The organism is Microbacterium abyssi (assembly GCF_015277895.1).
GTDB lineage: Bacteria > Actinomycetota > Actinomycetes > Actinomycetales > Microbacteriaceae > Microbacterium > Microbacterium abyssi.
The window spans coordinates 2,626,848-2,643,684 of sequence record NZ_CP063815.1; the positions used below are offsets into that span (position 1 = coordinate 2,626,848).

Here is a 16,837-nt window from a genome sequence, read left to right on the forward strand (position 1 = left end):
GCATCCGCCTGAGGATGTATCCGGTCAGTGCAGCTCGGCGGCGATCCGGCGGATCGTCTCGCGGTCGGGCTTGCCCGACGGCAACGTGGCGAGCTCGTCGACGAGGATCAGCCGTGCAGGGCGAGCGGGTTTTCCGATCTCGGCGGCGACGGCCGCGCGCGCGTGCTCGAGCTGCTCGGACTCGCTGCGGCGCAGCGCCCCACCTCGCGGCGCGACGATGACGGATGCCTCACCCCACCGCGGGTCGTCGACGCCGACGACGACAGCGCCGGTGAGGCCGGGGATGCCGCGGACGATGCGCTCGACCCGGTCGAGGGAGACGTTGATGCCACCGGAGACGATGACGTTGTCGGCGCGGCCGTGCACGCGCACGACGCCGTCCTCGACGATGCCGAGGTCGCCGGTGCGATACCAGCGGATCCCATGCTCGTCGCGGGTGAAGATCCGTGCGGTGAGCGCCGCGTCGCCTAGGTAGCCGTCGGCGAGCATGGGACCGGCGATCTGCAGCTCGCCGTCGACAGTGCGCACCGCGACCTTGTCGAGCGGGATGCCGTCGTACACGCAGCCACCGCTGGTCTCGGTCGAGCCGTAGGTGCGCACGAGGCGCGCTCCGAGCTCGGCTGCGCGCTCACGGACGGGCTGCGGCAGGGACTGTCCCCCGACGAGGATCGCCTGGTACGCCTGGAGTGCAGCGAGGACGGTCGGGTCGTCCGCGGCATCCACCAGAGTGGCGATCTGCGCGGGGACGAGGGACGTGAACAGGGGCGTCCCGGCGAGCATGCCGAGCGTCGCCTCGGCGAAGGCGCGGGGCGAGAAGCTGCCGTGCAGGACCACGGGGGTGGTGCCGGAGAGGATCGAACGCACCAGCACCTGGAGGCCGGCGACGTAGCCGGCGGGCAGGGCGAGCAGCCACCTGCCGGATCCGATCCGCTCGGCCGTGGATTCGGCGCCGGCGCGCAGCGCCTCACCGCTCAGCACGACGCGCTTCGGGATGCCGGTCGATCCGGACGTGCCGATCACCACGGCTGTGCCCTCTTCGACCTCGGCGCGCTGATCGCCCAGCATCCCGAGCCCGATCGCGGGGCCGCCGTCGAGCGCGCGGACGAGCATATCCCTCAGCTCCCCCACATCGTCCCCCGTCGTCGCCACCAGCTCGCGAGACTTCGCTTGTGTCATGCTCAGTGCCTCGTTCCGTGACATAGGTGAAGTCTCGCGGGCGGTCGGGGGATTAAAAGTGGTAGGGGTATGGGGACCAGTCAGGGGCGCGCTTCTCGAGGAAGGAGTCGCGGCCCTCGACGGCCTCGTCGGTGCCGTAGGCCAGGCGGGTGGCCTCGCCGGCGAACACCTGCTGCCCGACCATCCCGTCGTCGACCGCGTTGAACGCGAACTTCAGCATCCGGATCGCGGTCGGCGACTTGGTGAGCACGGTCCGCGCCATCGCGAGAGCCTCGCGCTCCAGCTCGATGTGCGGGACGACCCGGTTGACCGAACCCATCTCGTACGCGCGCTGGGCGGAGTACTCCTCGGCGAGGAAGAACACCTCGCGCGCGATCTTCTGCCCGGTCTGGCGCGCCATGTACGCCGAGCCGTACCCGGCGTCGAAGCTGCCGACATCGGCATCCGTCTGCTTGAACCTGCCGTGCTCGGCAGAGGCGATCGACAGGTCGCAGACGATGTGCAGCGAGTGCCCCCCGCCGGCCGCCCACCCCGGGATCACGGCGATGACGACCTTCGGCATGAAGCGGATCAGGCGCTGCACCTCGAGGATGTGCAGCCGTCCGGCGCGCGCCGAGTCGTGCACCGTGGTCTCGTCGTCGGAGTACTTGTACCCGTCGCGCCCGCGGATGCGCTGATCTCCGCCGGAGCAGAACGCCCAGCCGCCGTCCTTCGCGCTCGGGCCGTTGCCGGTGAGCAGTACGGCCCCGATCTTCGGGTCCTGCCTGGCGATGTCGAGCGCCCGGTACAGCTCGTCGACCGTGTGCGGGCGGAAGGCGTTGCGCACCTCCGGCCGGTTGAACGCGATGCGCGCGACGCCGCCGTCGTGAGTGACGTGGGCGGTGATGTCGGTGTACGCCTCGGCGCCGGGCGCGAGCACCCATTCCGCGGGATCGAAGAGATCGGAGACCATGGCTCCAGCCTATTCCGCGCGCTGCGCGCGCATGATCACACGACCGCGCGCTGCGCGCGCCGCGTCTTGAGCCAGCCGTCGATGATGTCCCAGACCGCGACGCCGACGATCACGACGGCCAGCAGGACCGCGAGGATCCGGCCCACCTCGGAGGGCACGTCCGCTCGTCCGAGCGTGAAGTCCAGGAAGTCCGGGTTCAGCAGCCGGCCGCTGATCAGCAGATAAAGCGCCCCGGCCGCGAACACGATCGCGAGCACGGTGTTCAGCATCGCGAACCCCGGGCGCCAGCCGCGACCGGCGTAGATCGCGATCGCGAGCGCCGCTTCGACGCCCATGAGGATCAGGCCGCCGCCGATCCACCACGGCCACAGCTCCGGGTTCAGGATGGGCATGGCCGACGTCTGCGACCCGAGCCCGATCCCCACGTCGACGCTGTCCGCAGAGACCAGCACGAAGCCGATGAAGCGGTCCCACAGCAGGACGCCGGCCATGATGCCGAGGAACACCAGCGACGCGATGAGGTCACCGCGACCGGCACCGGTCTCCTGGGGCTCCGGCAGCGAATCGACCGACCACTTCACGCCGGTGTCGGCGCCGGTGCGCTCCAGGATGAAGAACACCAGCGTCGTCCAGAAGCCGATGTGCACGATCGTGGTGATGCCGACCACGAAGAATTGCCCGATGATCTCGCCGACGGGCTTGTCGACGATCATGTTCGCGATCGTCACCCCCGCCGCGGCGCAGATCGGACCGATGATCCACAGCAGCTTCAGCAGCCGCCACCAGGTGAGGTAGTACTTCGGCCCGATCAGGTGCAGCGGGCGGTCGGCGTAGCCGGCGGCCAGGACCGCGGGGTCGCCGAGCTCCGTGAGTACGGTGCGCTCGGCGTCCACCTTCGGCTCGCCCTGATCGGTGCGCGCCTCGACGGCGTCGCCGATGGATGCTTCGAGCTCTGCGCGCACGTCGCTCTGCGCTTCGGGGTTCAGGGACTTCGTCACGGCGCTGATGTAGCGCTCGGTGAGGGTTGCAGCCATGATCAGTCCTCCTGCTCAGGGGTGTCTTCGGTGAGAGTGGCGATCGCTTCGGTGAGCGAGGCCCATTCGGTCGTGAGGGTGTCGGCGAGGCGGATGCCGGCATCCGAGGTGCGATAGAACTTGCGAGGCCGTGCCTCGTCGGTGTTCCACTCGCTGGTGAGGTACTCCTGCTTCTCGAGGCGGCGCAGGAGCGGGTACAGCGTATTCGCGTCGGTGGCGAAGCCGTGACGCCCGAGGTCCTCGAGCAGCCCGTAGCCGTAGCCGGGGGTGCGCAGCAGCTGGAGGCACGCGAGCACCACCGTGCCGCGACGCAGCTCCTGCAGGTGAGTGTCGAGGGTTTCGTCCATGCCCGTCACATTACTGTGTAAGACACACTATTGTCAATCACCCATTGATGGACTCGCAGCGGGGTACGGTTGCAGGATGCTGCAACTCAGCCAGGTCGACCCGTTCGACGACACCGCGGTGGATCTGTGGTGGGAGATCTATGCCGCCGCCGAACGCGCGGATCGCGGGGCGCACACGGCTGTGTGGACACGCGACGAGTCACGGCATGAACTGCGGCAGCAGACGGACACGGTCGAGCGGCGGGCATACCTCGCGCTGTTCGACGGAGAAGTCGTCGCCTCGGCACGCCTGGCCCTCCCCCTGCGCGACAATCTGCGCACCGCCAGCCTCGGTGTGCACGTCGCGCCCCAGCGGCGACGACGCGGCACCGGAACAGCGGTGCTCAGCGCGATTGAGGCGGCGGCGAGGGATGCCGGTCGCAGCATCCTGAAGTCCAGCGCGTCGTGGCCCTACGCCGCGGGCGACGACGGTGCCGGCATCCCGGGCCGGGAGTTCGCGCGACGCCATGGCTACACCCTCGCGCTCGGAGACGTGCAGAGCCGCCTGCGACTGCCGATCGACGCCGACCTGCTCGACGGTCTCGAGGCGGAGGCCGCAGCCCGCTCGGCCGCATACCGGCTGCGCTCCTGGATCGGCAGCGCGCCGAGCGATGTCGTCCACGGCTGGGCTGAGCTGGATGCCGCGGTCGAGACGGAGGCGCCGGTCGGCGACCTCGACATCGAGCCTTCGGCCGTCGACGTCGCGGAGATCAGGGCGAACGAGGCGCTGCTCGCCCAGCAGAATCGCCGCAGCTACGGAACCGTCGCGCTGGATGCAGAGGGGCGCGTGGTGGCCCACACGCAACTGGTCGTGTCCGGCGACGACGGGAACGCGTACCAGTGGGGCACGCTGGTACGCAGCGAAGCCCGCGGGCACCGGCTCGGCATGTCCGTCAAGATCGCGAATCTGCGGATGCTGCAGGAGTACGCCTCGGATGTGCGCTCGGTGTACACGTACAACGCCGGCGTCAACCGGCACATGCTGGACATCAACCGCCGCCTGGGCTTCGCACCGTCCGAACGCATGGGCGAGTTCCAGAAGAAGCTGTAGCGGGGCAGCGCGTTCAGATCGCGCAATTCGCCGTTATGCACGCGGCAGAACGGCAGAATATGCGATCTGAATCACTGGGCGGGGCAGAATGGGCAGCATGACACCGGGACTGGATGACCTGCTCGAGACGGCCCGGGTGGTCGCGCTGCCGATGACGACGCGCTTCCGCGGCGTGGACGTGCGCGAAGCGCTGCTCTTCGAGGGTCCGGAGGGCTGGGCCGAGTTCTCGCCGTTCGTCGAGTACGCGGATGCCGAGGCGTCCGCCTGGCTCGCCGCAGCCGCCGACTACGCGTGGAACTCGCAGCCGGCACCGCTGCGCGACCGGATCCCGGTCAACGCCACGGTGCCCGCGGCTGACGCAGCCCACGTCGCCGAGATCCTGGAGCGCTTCCCCGGATGCCGTACCGCCAAGGTTAAAGTCGCGGACCCCGGCCAACAGCTGTCCGACGACGTCGCCCGCGTCCGCGCGGTGCGCGAGGCGCTGGGACCGGAGGGCCGCATCCGCATCGATGCCAACGCCGCCTGGAACGTCGACGAGGCCGAGCGCGCCCTGCATGCCCTCGCCGAGTTCGACCTCGAGTACGCCGAGCAGCCGTGCGCCACGGTCGACGAGCTGGCAGAGCTGCGCACGCGCATCAAGTACATGGGCATCCCGATCGCCGCGGACGAGAGCATCCGCAAGTCGGACGATCCTCTCGCGGTCGCCAGGGCCGGCGCCGCCGACCTGATCGTGATCAAGGCGCCGCCGCTCGGCGGCATCACGCACGCGCTGCAGATCGTCGTCGCGGCGGGTCTCCCGGCGGTGGTCTCCAGTGCACTCGACACGGCGGTCGGCCTCAGTCAGGGCGCGGCTCTCGCCGCGGCGCTCCCACACCTCGACTACGACTGCGGCCTGGGCACCGGAGCCCTGTTCGCCCAGGACGTCGCCGACCTCTCGCCGGTCGACGGCGCGATCCCCGTGGGCCGCGTCACGCCGGATGCCGCGCGGCTCGACCGCTTCTCAGCATCCGCCGAGCGCACGGAGTGGTGGCTCGATCGTCTGCGGCGCTGCCACGCGCTGCTCGCGGCATCCGCCAGCTGAGCGCGAGAATCGCCGTACGCCGCGAGAATCGTGCTGCCAGCGCGAGTTTCGCGCGGCAAGGCAATTCTCGCGGCCGGGGTCAGCCCTCAGCGGGCGCGATGATCAGGTCGACGAGCTGACCCAGCGCCTCGGCACCGGCACGGTGCAGCTTCTCGCCATCCCAGCCCGACACCGCGGCACGGGCCATGCAGCCCTCCCACTGGACCGTGAGCATCTGCGCGGCCGTCGGCACATCGACGCGCAGCGCGAACAGCCCCGAGTCGACGATGCCCTGGACGATGCCCTCGATGCTCGCGATCATGGCCCGATCCTGCGCGAGATAGGCCTTGCCGAACTCCTCGTCCCGCAGCGCCCGGATGCGGATCTCGCTCATCATGAGCACGCTGAGCCTGTCGTCCAGCCCGGAATCCATGACCCGCTGCACGAGCGCCGTGGGATCGGCGTCGCCGCTGAGCACTCCCGTGGCGACGAACTCCTCGATCCGCCCGCGCACGGATGCCAGCCGCTGCTCGGCGACAGAGGATGCGAGCTCGAGGAACAGCTCGTCCTTGGACGCGAAGTTGGAATAGAAGGCTCCGCGCGTGAAGCCGGCGCGCTCGCAGATCGCCTCGACGCTGGCGCCTTCCAGACCGGCCTCGGCGAAGACCTGCGCCGCGGCATCCATCAGTCGCGCCCGCGTGTTCTCACGCCGCCTCGTCACGGGAATCGTCATCGAACCCTCCTCCCTCCCATCATTGCGGAAATGCGATGCATTGAGCCTGCCGAAATGTTCACATCCGCCGCACAGTTTCACACCCCCGGCTCAACGTAGGATACACAGGTGTATCGGATACATCTCTGTATCCAAGTCTCCCATCCGTGCTCTCGGAGGATCCTGTGTCCACACTCCTGTCGTCCCTCGGACGTTGGTCGTTCCGTCACCCGTGGCGGGTTCTCGTCGCGTGGCTGATCATCCTCGCCGCCGCAGGCGGAGGCGCCGTGGTTCTCCAGCAGGGCACGGACAATTCGTTCAGCATCCCCGGCACGGAGGCGCAGGACGGGCTCGAGCAGCTGTCGCGCTCGTTCCCGCAGGTGAGCGGTACGAACGCGCAGTTCATCGTGGTCGCCGCAGACGGCGAGCAGGTGACGGACAACGCCTACCGCGTGCCGATCGAGGATGCCGTCGGCGAGCTCGCCGACCTCGACGACGTCCTGGCGGTCACCTCGCCGTACGACGAGATGGTCGAGGGCATGGTGAACGAGGGCGCCACCGCCGCCATCGTTCAGCTGCAGTTCGACGGCCAGGCCACCGACGTCTCGGACGAGACGAAGGAAGAGCTCACCGCCATGGTCGACGACCTGCGCGATGAACTGCCCGACGGCTCTGAGCTGAAGCTCGGCGGCGATCTGTTCGCGATCTCGATTCCCGGCGTGACGCTCACCGAGGCGGTCGGACTCGTGATCGCGCTGCTCGTGCTCGTGGTGACGTTCCGGTCGTTCGTGGTCGCCGGGCTCCCACTGCTGACCGCCGTGCTCGGCGTCGGTATCTCGATGGCGGGCATCTTCGCAGCCACCGCCTTCGCCAGCGTGTCGTCGACGACGCCCCTGCTCGCCCTCATGCTCGGGCTCGCGGTCGGCATCGACTACGCCCTGTTCATCATGGCCAGGCACCAGGACCAGGTGCGCGACGGCGTCGAGCCGGAGGAGTCCGCCGCACGTGCAGTCGGAACCGCGGGCTCGGCTGTCGTGTTCGCCGGCATCACGGTGCTGATCGCCCTGATCGGCCTCGGCTTCGCCGGCATCCCGTTCCTCACCACCATGGGTATCGCGGCATCCGTCGCCGTCGCGGTCGCGGTCGCGATCGCCGTCACGCTGACCCCCGCGGTGCTCGGGTTCCTGAAAGGCCGGATCGTCGGACGGCCGAAGAAGCAGCGCAAGGGCAAAGAGCCGCGCCGCGGCTTCAGCGAGCGCTGGGTCGGCGGGGTGACGAAGCATCCGGTCGTCACATCCCTCGCGGTCATCATCGGGCTCGGCATCGTCGCCGTCCCCGCGCTGAGCCTCAACCTGGCGCTCCCGAACGCCGGCGTGCTCGCACCCGACGACGAGGCGCGCCAGAGCTACGACCTCACCGCCGAGGAGTTCGGCCCCGGATTCAACGGCCCCCTCGTGCTCACCGGCACGATCATCACGTCCACCGACCCCCTCACCCTGATGGAGGACCTCGGCGATGCCGTCGCCGAGATCGACGGGGTCAAGGAGGTCGCACTCGCCGTCCCGAACGAGACCGCCGACACCGGCATCGTCCAGGTGATCCCGGAGACCGCCCCGGACGACCCCGCCACCAGCGACCTCGTGCGCGAGCTGCGCTCGCACCACGACGAGTGGCTCGACGAGTTCGGCATCGACGCGAAGGTCACCGGCTTCACCGCCGTCGCGATCGACATCTCCGACCAGCTCGGCGGCGCGCTGCTGCCGTTCGGCGTCTTCGTGATCGGCTTGTCGCTGATCCTGCTGACCATCGTGTTCCGCTCGATCTGGGTGCCGGTCACCGCGGCCCTGGGGTATCTGCTGTCGATCATCGCGGCGTTCGGCGTCGTAGCCGCCGTATTCGAATGGGGCTGGCTCGCCGACGCCCTGCACGTGGCGAAGGTCGGCCCGATCATCAGCTTCATGCCGATCATCCTGATGGGCGTGCTGTTCGGCCTGGCGATGGACTATCAGGTGTTCCTCGTCTCGCGCATGCGTGAGGACTTCGTTCACGACGCGGACTCGAAGTCGGCGTCGCGCGCTGACCGGCGTGCTGCCGCGCTGCGCGCGGTGCGGAGCGGATTCACCGGCTCGGCGAAGGTCGTCACGGCCGCGGGCCTGATCATGTTCGCCGTGTTCGTGGCGTTCGTGCCCGAGGGCGATTCGTCGCTCAAGCCGATCGCGCTAGGGCTCGCCGCCGGCATCGCGATCGATGCCTTCCTCGTCCGCATGACACTGATCCCCGCGCTCATGGCGATCCTCGGCGAGCGCGCCTGGCAGATCCCGGCGTGGCTGGAGAAGATCCTGCCGAGCGTCGACATCGAGGGCGAAGCGGTCGAGCGCGAGCGTCACCTCGCGGCATGGCCGGGCGACGGTTCGGTCGTCGCCGCCGACGGGCTCGTCCTCAGCGCGGATGCCCCGATCGTCGAGCCTCTGTCGCTGCGCGTCGCGCCCGGCGAGGCGCTCGTCGCGATGGGCGGCGACAGCCGCGTTCGTCGCGCGATCGCGCTGACCGTCGCGGGTCGCCTGACTCCGGATGCCGGAAAGCTGCGCGTGGCCGGGCACCTGCTTCCCGGACGTGCCGCCTGGGTGCGCCGCCACGTCGGCAGCGTGCTGGTCGACGACGTGGATGCCGCCCTCGTCGACCTGCGCGAAGCGCTGCGAGGCGGATCGGCACTCGTCGTGATCGACGGCATCGACCGCTTCACCGGAGGCCAGCGCGATCAGGCGACCACGATGCTGCAGCACGCTGCGGCATCTCGTCCGCTCGCGGTGTTCGCGACGGCATCCGACCCGGGCATCGCCCGCGACATCCTGGCGGAGGCCTCCTGGCCGTCCGTCGACATCATCGACGTCGCACAGGCGTCGGCACGCAACGACCTCGAGGTGAACGCATGAACCTCTCCATCGAGCGGGCACGGTCCCGCAAGCCCATCACCCTGCTGACGATCCTCGGTGTGCTGCTGCTGCCGGCCATCATCGGCGGCATTCTCGTCGCGGCGCTGCAGAATCCGACCGAGCGGCTCGACACGATGACCGCGGCGATCGTGAACCTCGACGAGCCCGTCACGATCGACGACCAGACCACGCCGCTCGGGCGTCAGCTCGCATCGGGTCTGGTCGAGGGGTCGGATGACATGGACTCGAACCTCACGTGGGTCATCTCCAACGAGGAGGATGCCGTGGATGGCCTCGCCGACGGCAGCTACCAGGCCGTCGTCACGATCCCCGCGGAGTTCTCCGCGGCGGCGACCTCGGCCGGGCAGACCATCTCGAACGGCAGCGGGTCGCCCGAGCAGGCCACGATCCGGGTGACGACCCCGGACGACGGGCTCGTCGCCGACGACCTCATCACTTCGCAGATCGCGTCGGTCGCGGCCAGCAGCATGGGCACCATGCTGAGCGAGGCGACCATGGAGAACGTGCTGGTCGGCTTCACGACCATCGGCGACCAGATCGGTGAAGCGGCGAGCGGGGCCTTGGAGCTCGCCGACGGCGCGCGTTCTGCGGCCGACGGGGCGGCCGAGCTGCCGGACGGTGCGACGCAGCTCGCCGATGGCGCTGCGGAGCTCGGATCGGGTGCATCGGAACTGTCCTCTGGACTCGGGACCATCGCGTCGGGGACGCGGGATGCCGCGAGCGGGGCGACTGAACTGGGGAACGGGCTGACGAGTGGCGCTGCGGCGCTGAATCAGAGCGGGCTCGTGCCCGATCAGCTGTTCACTGCGGCGGACGGCGCGCAGCAGGCGACCGCGGGCGTCAAGACAGGCGTCGACGACCTGGCCGAGGGCATGAATGCGCTGTTGGCCGCGTGCGTCGGCCGTGAGACCACCGATCCGGTCTGCGTCGGACTCGCAGACATGGCACAGGGGATGCCGCAGCTGCAGGGCGTGGCGGGGGCTGCTTCGAAGGCCGCGGCTGGAACCGCAACCGGACTCAGCGCCTTCGACGCAGAGGCGACGAAGAACGTCGCCGGACAGCTGAACACCGCCGGAGCCGGGGCGATCAGCCTCGCCGACGGCCTGACCCAGCTCGCGGACGGCACTGACCAGTCCGCGGCCGGAGCCTCCGCACTCGGTACCGGCGCCACGCAGCTGAGCGATGGCGCCACCGCCCTCGCCGACGGTGCAGGCGAGCTCGCCACCGGCCTCGACACGCTCGCGACCGGAACCGGCGACCTCGCCGGCGGACTGCAGACCGCGACGGAGCAGCTCCCGTCGTTCAGCGACGACGAGTCGACGTCGCTTGCGTCCGTCATCGCCGACCCGGTGACCTCGAACGCCGAGGCGAACACGATCTTCGGCCCGACGGCGATCCCGCTTCTCGCGGCCGTGGTGCTGTGGTTCGGCGGACTCGCGTCGTTCCTCGTGATGCGCGCGCACACCGCACGGACTCTTACGTCGCGCCGCTCGTCGGCGTGGCTGACGCTGGGCGCGTTCGGCCCCGCTGCGGCGATCGGTGCGGGGCAGGGGCTGCTCGTCGCTCTGATCGTGCAGATCGTCGCCTCGTACGACGCCGCCACCTGGTGGGCGTTCGCGGGGACCGCAGTTCTTGCAGGCGTCGCATTCGCCGCGGTGAACCAGGCGCTCGTCGCCGTCTTCGGTGGCGCCGGACGCTGGATCAGCGCGCTCATCGGCGTCGTCGCCGTCGCGACCGGGCTCATCTCGACCGTGCCCGGATGGCTCGCCTCGATCGGGGCGGCGCTTCCGACCGCGCCCGCGTTCACCGGCTTGATCGCCGCGAACGGCGCTGCCGTCGCGGGACTCGTCGTATGGGGCGTGCTGTCGCTGATCGTCACGACGGTCGTGGTGGCACTGCGGCGCACGACCTCTGCGAAGGCGGTGCTCGCCGCGGCGTAGCATCCGCCATGGCGCCTCCTGCCAGTCCCCCGGAGGTGTCGCCTTCTGCCGCACGAGCTGAGTCTGCACGGCAAGAGGCGACACCTCCCGACCGGCCCCGCCCACCAGCGACCCGGGAACACCTGGAAGGTGTCGCTTGTCGTCGCTCGCCACCGGTTATGGCGACACATTGCGACCCCTGCCGCGCGGGGTCCGCTACCGTCGGGGGATGCGCCGGCCGTTCATGACCCACCCCGACCAGCTGGCCTCGCTCGAGGGCCAGCAGTACCTCGTGCTGCGCCCGACCGGTCCGGTGTCCGAGGCGTACCGCCTGGTGCAGGGCGAGCTTCTCGCGCGCGTGCCGGAACGCACGAAGCATCCACACACCGAGCACGTCACGCTCCGGGGTTTCTTCGAGCCGGAACGCCGCGAGAAGGTCGCGGAACTCGTGCGCGAATGGGCGACTCGACAGCATCCGATAGAGATCATCGCGGATGCGATCGATGCATTCCCGGCGCCATGGCAGGTCGTGATCATGCGGCTGGCGCGCACCGCATCCCTCCTCGAGGCGTACTCGTCGCTCACCGCCGCGCTCGAACATACCGACTTCCGCCGTCTCGACGAGCGGCCGCTCGACGACTGGATCTTCCACCTGTCCATCGTCTACGGCAAGACCCTGTCACCGGACGCCTGGGCCGAGCTCGAACGCGCCTCGCGGCGCGAGCTGACCGAACGTCCCCGTTGCATCGTCTCCGAGGCCGAGCTCGTCTGGTACGAAGACGGCGCCGAGCACGCCGAGGTCATCCCTCTCGGCTGACGTCGCGGGATCACCGCTCCCGGCATCCGTCATTCAAAGGAGGAAAACGCACGCGAACCGGCTCGGGAGCGTGCCTTTTCCTCCTTTCGACTGGGCCAAGAGGCACAGAGCGGAGGGCGCTGAGGGCGGACCCTCAGCTCAAGCCGCTGTAGGCGTGCAGTCCCTTGAAGAAGACGTTCACGATCGTGAAGTTGAAGATCACAGCGGTGAAGCCGACGATCGACAGCCACGCGGACGGGTTGCCGCGCCAGCCGCGGGTCGCGCGGGCGTGGATGTATCCGGCGTAGAGCACCCAGATGATGAAGGTCCACGTCTCCTTGACGTCGAAGCCCCAGTAGCGGCCCCAGGCGTCCTGCGCCCAGATGGCACCGGCGATGAGCGTGAAGGTCCAGAAGATGAATCCGACGATCGCGAAGCGGAATGCCATGCCCTCGAGGCGGTCGGCGTTCGGGAGGGTACCGAGGAACTTCGGCCCGGGCTTCTCAACCGCCTCGACGAGCCGCCGCTCGCGCCGCGACTGCATCAGCTGCAGAACGGACAGCGCGCACGCGAGGGCAAAGAAGGCGGTGCCGAGTGACGCGACGAACACGTGGATCACGAGCCAGACGCTCTTGAGCGGATCCATCAGCGGCACGACACCCACGTAGAAGCTGATCGCCGCAGCCCCCATCAGCACGACGACGAGCCCGGTGATGAACGTGCCGAGGAACCGCAGATCGATCCGCGTGTTCACCACGAGATAGACGAGCACGACCAGCAGCGTGCCGGTCATGGCGAACTCGTACAGGTTCGCCCACGGCACGCGCTCCGCCGCGATCCCGCGCGTGATCGTCGCGGCGAGCTGGAACAGGAAACCCAACACGGTCAGCGCCGTGCCGATCCGCGCCATCACGTACCGCGGCTTCGTCGGCTCCTCGGATGCCGCGTCCGCAGCGTCCGCACCCGCAGAAGCTGCACCTGCACCGACGAGCACGGCCTCGCGCTCGCGGACCAGTCGCGCATCCGCGCTCACCTCGGAGCGACGCGCGAGGTCGAAGGCGTACGCCACGAAGGCCGCCGCATAGATCGCGATCGCCGTCCAGATGAGCAGGATCGAGAGGGAATCGAGGTCGGGCATTGTCCCAGTCTACTTTCGGGTGGTTTCAGAGGAAGGGGAGTCGAGCAGTCGCGCATGGCCCGCAGCGAGGTCATCGACGGCGGCGCCCAGGGTCGGGTCCTCGCCACGGGCGAGACCGGCGTACTCGAGCCGCACTGTGCTCTCGCCGTCGGAGCCCTCGGCGACGGATGCCTTCACCCACATGCGGCGACGCGGGATGAACAGCGCGAGCATGAGGCCGGCGAGTGCGAGCAGCGCGAACACGAGCACCCACACGGCGGATGCGTCGTGGTGCACCTGCAGCGATGCGAACCGCTTGACCGACTGAGTGAAGTCCGTGGCTCCGGCAGGCGACTCGTCCTCGAAGGTGATCGAACCCCGACCGTCCGGAAGCTCTGCCGTCTCCCCCGGCTGCAGTTCGATCGACGGTGCGCCGCTCTCATCGCCGACGATCGGGGTGAGCTCCTCGGTGTCCAGCACGTACACCGATCGCGGTGTGCCGTCGTCGACGCCGAGGTCGCCCTCGTAGATGCGGAGCGTGAGCAGCGGCGCGAGCAGGTCGCCGTGCGCCGACGCGTAGGCCCCGCTCTCGAGTTGGACCGCGCTCGGGTAGAGGAATGCCGCAATGCCGAGCTGTTCCGGCATCCCGTCGGTGACCTTGATGACGCCGAGCGAGGTGAGCGCGTTGTCCTGCGGCAGGAAGGGCACGGAGTTGCTGTAGACGACCTCGTCGTCCGCATTGCGCACCGTGATGGTCGGCGCATAGCCGTTGCCGAGCAGGTAGATCTTGTCGCCGGCGATGTCGAGCGGGTGATTGACGCGCACGGCATCCTCGCGGGTCTCGCCGTTCTCGCGGACGGTCACGTTGGCCAAGAAGTCGCCGGCCTGCCCGGATGCCGCGGAGCCGTACTCCTGGTAGGTCACATCGAACGAGTCGAGAGTCATCGAGTACGGGCTGAGCGCGTCATCGCCGACGAACCGGCCGCGGTTCATCGACTCGTAGTCCAACAGCGTGTTGACGAACGTCTGCCCCTCGACGACGACGCGCTGGCCGGTGTAGGCGAAGCTGCCGCCGACGCCGACCGTGATCAGCACGCCGACCAGCGCCAGGTGGAAGATGAGGTTGCCGGTCTCGCGCCAGTACCCGCGCTCGGCCGACACCGAGTACGTGCGGCCGGACTTCGATGCCGTGTCGTACCGCTCGACGCGATAGCCGAGTGCCTTCAGCTGCTTCTGCGCGACGTCGATGGAGCGGGATGCCTCGGCGTCGGCATCCGCGCCCGCAGGACGCACGACCTCGCGGTGATCCTCGAGACGCTGCAGGCGCGCGGGCGTCCGCGGCGGACGTGCGCGCAGGGCCTTGAGATGGTGCTTGATGCGCGGGATGACGCAGCCGACGAGCGAGATGAACAGCAGCAGGTAGATCGCCGAGAACCACGGCGACAGGTACACGTCGAACAGCCCCATCGCATCGAGCACGGGGAACAGGTCGGGGTTGTCGGTCTCCCACTGCGTGACGCCGTTCGGGTCGGCCATCCGCTGCGGGAAGATCGAGCCGGGGATCGCGGCGATCGCGAGGACGAGCAGCAGGATGATCGCCGTGCGCATCGACGTCAGCTGGCGCCAGCCCCAGCGCAGCCAGCCGACGAACCCGAGACGCGGCTGATTGATCGAGGCGCCGTCGCCGTCGATGTGGTCGGACGGGCGGAGCGGATCGGAAGACGTCACGGCATCCTTCTGGGCGGTGTCGGTATCAGAATGGGTGCGGGAATCAGAGCGGGAGGATGACACTGCCCATCACCGCCGTCAGTCGGGACATGAGGTCGGTCCACAGCCCCGTGACCATCAGGACGCCGAGCGCGATGAGCAGCACGCCGCCGAGGATGTTCACGATGCGGATGTGCCGGCGCAGGAACCCGATGGTCTTCGTCGCCCAGCCGAACCCGAGGGCGACGAGCAGGAACGGGATGCCGAGGCCGAGGCTGTACGCCAAGCCGAGGAACGAGGCGCGCCAGGGGTCGCCGAGCGTCCACGAGACCGCGGTGATCGCGGTCAGCGTCGGACCGATGCACGGCGCCCAGCCGATGCCGAGCGCGAAACCCAGCAGAGGGGCGCCGATGAGCCCCGTCTTCGAAGTGACGTGCATCCGGAACTCGCGCTGGGCGAAGCCGAAGAGCCCCAGGAACACCAGGCCCATCGCGATGATGACGACGCCCAGGATGCGGGTGATCAGGTCGCCCCACTGCAGGAAGAAGACGGATGCCGCGCCGCCGATGATCGTGAACGCGATGAACACGATGCTGAAGCCGAGGATGAACAGCAGCACGCCGAGCACGAGACGGCCGCGGTTGGGGGCGCTGCCTGCTGCCGCGCCCCGCGGCGCCACCGCTCCCCCGATGAAACCGAGGTAGCCCGGCACGAGCGGGAGAACGCAGGGAGAGAGGAACGACACGAGTCCGGCGAGCATCGCGACCGGGATCGCGAGCCAGAGTGCGCCGGAGCCGATCAGCTCGCTCGTGTTCACGCGCCCTCCGCGAGCGCGTCGCCCACGAGCGTCGAGAGGATGCTGGGGCCGTCCACCGGTCCGATTATCCGAGCGGCGACCCGCCCCTGCTTGTCGAGCACGAGTGTGGTCGGAGTGGCCTGGATCGGGGTGGCGCTGGCGAAGGCGAGCTTCGCCGAACCGCTGTCGACGTCCATGATGCTGGGGTAGGTCACGCCGTAGGTCTTCGCGAACGAGCGGGCCGTGTCTGCCTGGTCGTAGATGTTGATGCCGACGAACGACACGTCGTCTTCGCTGTATTCCCGCCAGACCTCTTCGAGGTCACCCGCCTCGACGCGGCACGGCGCGCAACCGGCGTACCAGAAGTTCACGACCGTGACGTCACCGGCGATGTCCGCGCTGTCGAACTGCTCGCCGTTCTCCGTCACCCCGCCGAAGACCACGGGCTCCCCGCGCTCAGCGACCGGGATCTCCTCGACCGCTCCGTCCGCGGAGATGTAGCCCTTGCCGTCACCGGAGAGGTACTGCTGGGCGACGGGGTCGGCGCCGCAGGCGCTCAGGGAGACGGCGATAACCGCGGCGAGCGCGGCTCCGAGCAGCCGACGAGAGCGTCGATTGCGGGAGGGGCGGCCGTCGCGAGTCGTTCGAATCGTCGAGGCGAAAGGCACATTCCCAGTCTACGCAGGGGTTTCTATGGTTGATCTGGAAGGTGCGACGGTGGCGATGCGGGTCAGAACCGCGCCAAGACGTCGTCGACGCCGGCGCGGAACCGCGGACACGTCATGATGTCGTGGGCGCGGCAGCGGAGCGCGTGCTCGGTCATCTCACGGGATCGCTGCATCTCCAGCATCCGCTTGTCGAGATCGTCCAGGTGCGCGTGCAGCACCTCGTGCCGTCCGGAGCGTCCGTCGTCGAGCAGCACGGCGATCTGCTCGAGCGTCATGCCGGCGAGCTTGCTGCGCTGGATGATCGCGATGCGCACGACATCCGCCTCGCCGTATCGCCTCCGCCCCGCGCCATCCCGTTCGGGGCGGAGAAGGTCGACGCTCTCCCAGTGCCGGAGCACGTTCGTGGGCAGATCGAAGCGTTCGGCGACATCGCCGACGGACCAGGGATGCGCATCGTTTGACTTCATGTTGACATGAAGTCACACACTGGTCGAGAACGCAAGATCAGG

General features: G+C 69.1%; 15 protein-coding genes. 5 read left to right on the forward strand and 10 right to left on the reverse strand.

Annotated features, from left to right (window positions below; all coding sequences use genetic code 11):
* Positions 1-24: 24 nt before the first annotated feature.
* From IM776_RS12615 to IM776_RS12630, 4 genes are read right to left on the reverse strand one after another with little or no spacing between them, the layout of a single operon-like run.
* Complete coding sequence (locus IM776_RS12615) at positions 25-1,176, reverse strand: AMP-binding protein (RefSeq protein WP_194420437.1); 1,152 nt, start codon at positions 1,174-1,176, stop codon at positions 25-27.
* 52 nt (positions 1,177-1,228) lie between these two features.
* On the reverse strand, positions 1,229-2,128 hold the full coding sequence (locus IM776_RS12620) for a 1,4-dihydroxy-2-naphthoyl-CoA synthase (RefSeq protein WP_194420438.1): 900 nt from the start codon (positions 2,126-2,128) through the stop codon (positions 1,229-1,231).
* A gap of 35 nt (positions 2,129-2,163) precedes the next feature.
* On the reverse strand, positions 2,164-3,162 hold the full coding sequence (locus tag IM776_RS12625) for a permease prefix domain 1-containing protein (RefSeq protein ID WP_194420439.1): 999 nt from the start codon (positions 3,160-3,162) through the stop codon (positions 2,164-2,166).
* A 2-nt stretch (positions 3,163-3,164) separates the two neighbouring features.
* On the reverse strand, positions 3,165-3,509 hold the full coding sequence (locus IM776_RS12630; RefSeq protein WP_194420440.1) for a PadR family transcriptional regulator: 345 nt from the start codon (positions 3,507-3,509) through the stop codon (positions 3,165-3,167).
* A gap of 76 nt (positions 3,510-3,585) precedes the next feature.
* Here IM776_RS12630 and IM776_RS12635 point away from each other — a divergent pair, with 76 nt between their 5' ends.
* Positions 3,586-4,599, forward strand: coding sequence for a GNAT family N-acetyltransferase (locus tag IM776_RS12635; RefSeq protein ID WP_194420441.1), 1,014 nt, complete (start codon positions 3,586-3,588; stop codon positions 4,597-4,599).
* 97 nt (positions 4,600-4,696) lie between these two features.
* Positions 4,697-5,680: an o-succinylbenzoate synthase gene (locus tag IM776_RS12640; protein ID WP_194420442.1), complete on the forward strand. Its 984-nt coding sequence runs from the start codon at positions 4,697-4,699 to the stop codon at positions 5,678-5,680.
* Positions 5,681-5,759: 79 nt separating this feature from the next.
* Here IM776_RS12640 and IM776_RS12645 read toward each other — a convergent pair whose 3' ends face one another.
* Positions 5,760-6,392 carry a TetR/AcrR family transcriptional regulator gene (locus tag IM776_RS12645; RefSeq protein ID WP_194420443.1) on the reverse strand — a complete coding sequence of 211 codons (633 nt, stop codon included), beginning with the start codon at positions 6,390-6,392 and terminating at the stop codon, positions 5,760-5,762.
* 164 nt (positions 6,393-6,556) lie between these two features.
* On the opposite strand from IM776_RS12645, the gene IM776_RS12650 reads away from it, so the two are divergent.
* From IM776_RS12650 to IM776_RS12660, 3 genes are all read left to right on the forward strand, one after another.
* Complete coding sequence (locus IM776_RS12650) at positions 6,557-9,304, forward strand: efflux RND transporter permease subunit (RefSeq protein ID WP_194420444.1); 2,748 nt, start codon at positions 6,557-6,559, stop codon at positions 9,302-9,304.
* Positions 9,301-11,265: a YhgE/Pip family protein gene (locus IM776_RS12655; protein ID WP_194420445.1), complete on the forward strand. Its 1,965-nt coding sequence runs from the start codon at positions 9,301-9,303 to the stop codon at positions 11,263-11,265. The genes IM776_RS12650 and IM776_RS12655 overlap by 4 nt, the downstream gene beginning before the upstream one ends.
* A 208-nt stretch (positions 11,266-11,473) precedes the next feature.
* Positions 11,474-12,061 carry a 2'-5' RNA ligase family protein gene (locus tag IM776_RS12660; protein ID WP_228479754.1) on the forward strand — a complete coding sequence of 196 codons (588 nt, stop codon included), beginning with the start codon at positions 11,474-11,476 and terminating at the stop codon, positions 12,059-12,061.
* A gap of 133 nt (positions 12,062-12,194) precedes the next feature.
* Here the strand turns inward: IM776_RS12660 and ccsB are convergent, their stop codons facing one another.
* The 5 genes from ccsB to IM776_RS12685 all read right to left on the reverse strand — a co-directional run bounded on the left by ccsB (position 12,195) and on the right by IM776_RS12685 (position 16,795).
* Positions 12,195-13,178, reverse strand: a complete 984-nt coding sequence (gene ccsB, locus IM776_RS12665) for a c-type cytochrome biogenesis protein CcsB (protein WP_194420446.1) — start codon at positions 13,176-13,178, stop codon at positions 12,195-12,197.
* A gap of 9 nt (positions 13,179-13,187) precedes the next feature.
* Positions 13,188-14,885, reverse strand: a complete 1,698-nt coding sequence (resB, locus tag IM776_RS12670) for a cytochrome c biogenesis protein ResB (RefSeq protein ID WP_228479755.1) — start codon at positions 14,883-14,885, stop codon at positions 13,188-13,190.
* Between the two features lie 43 nt (positions 14,886-14,928).
* A complete protein-coding gene (locus IM776_RS12675) occupies positions 14,929-15,681 on the reverse strand; it encodes a cytochrome c biogenesis CcdA family protein (protein ID WP_194420448.1) in 753 nt (250 codons plus the stop codon).
* A complete protein-coding gene (locus tag IM776_RS12680) occupies positions 15,678-16,328 on the reverse strand; it encodes a TlpA family protein disulfide reductase (RefSeq protein ID WP_194420449.1) in 651 nt (216 codons plus the stop codon). Before IM776_RS12680 ends, IM776_RS12675 begins: the two co-directional genes overlap by 4 nt.
* Positions 16,329-16,390: 62 nt before the next feature.
* Positions 16,391-16,795 (reverse strand): helix-turn-helix domain-containing protein, encoded by a 405-nt coding sequence (locus IM776_RS12685; protein ID WP_194420450.1) that lies wholly within the window; start codon positions 16,793-16,795, stop codon positions 16,391-16,393.
* Positions 16,796-16,837 lie beyond the last annotated feature (42 nt).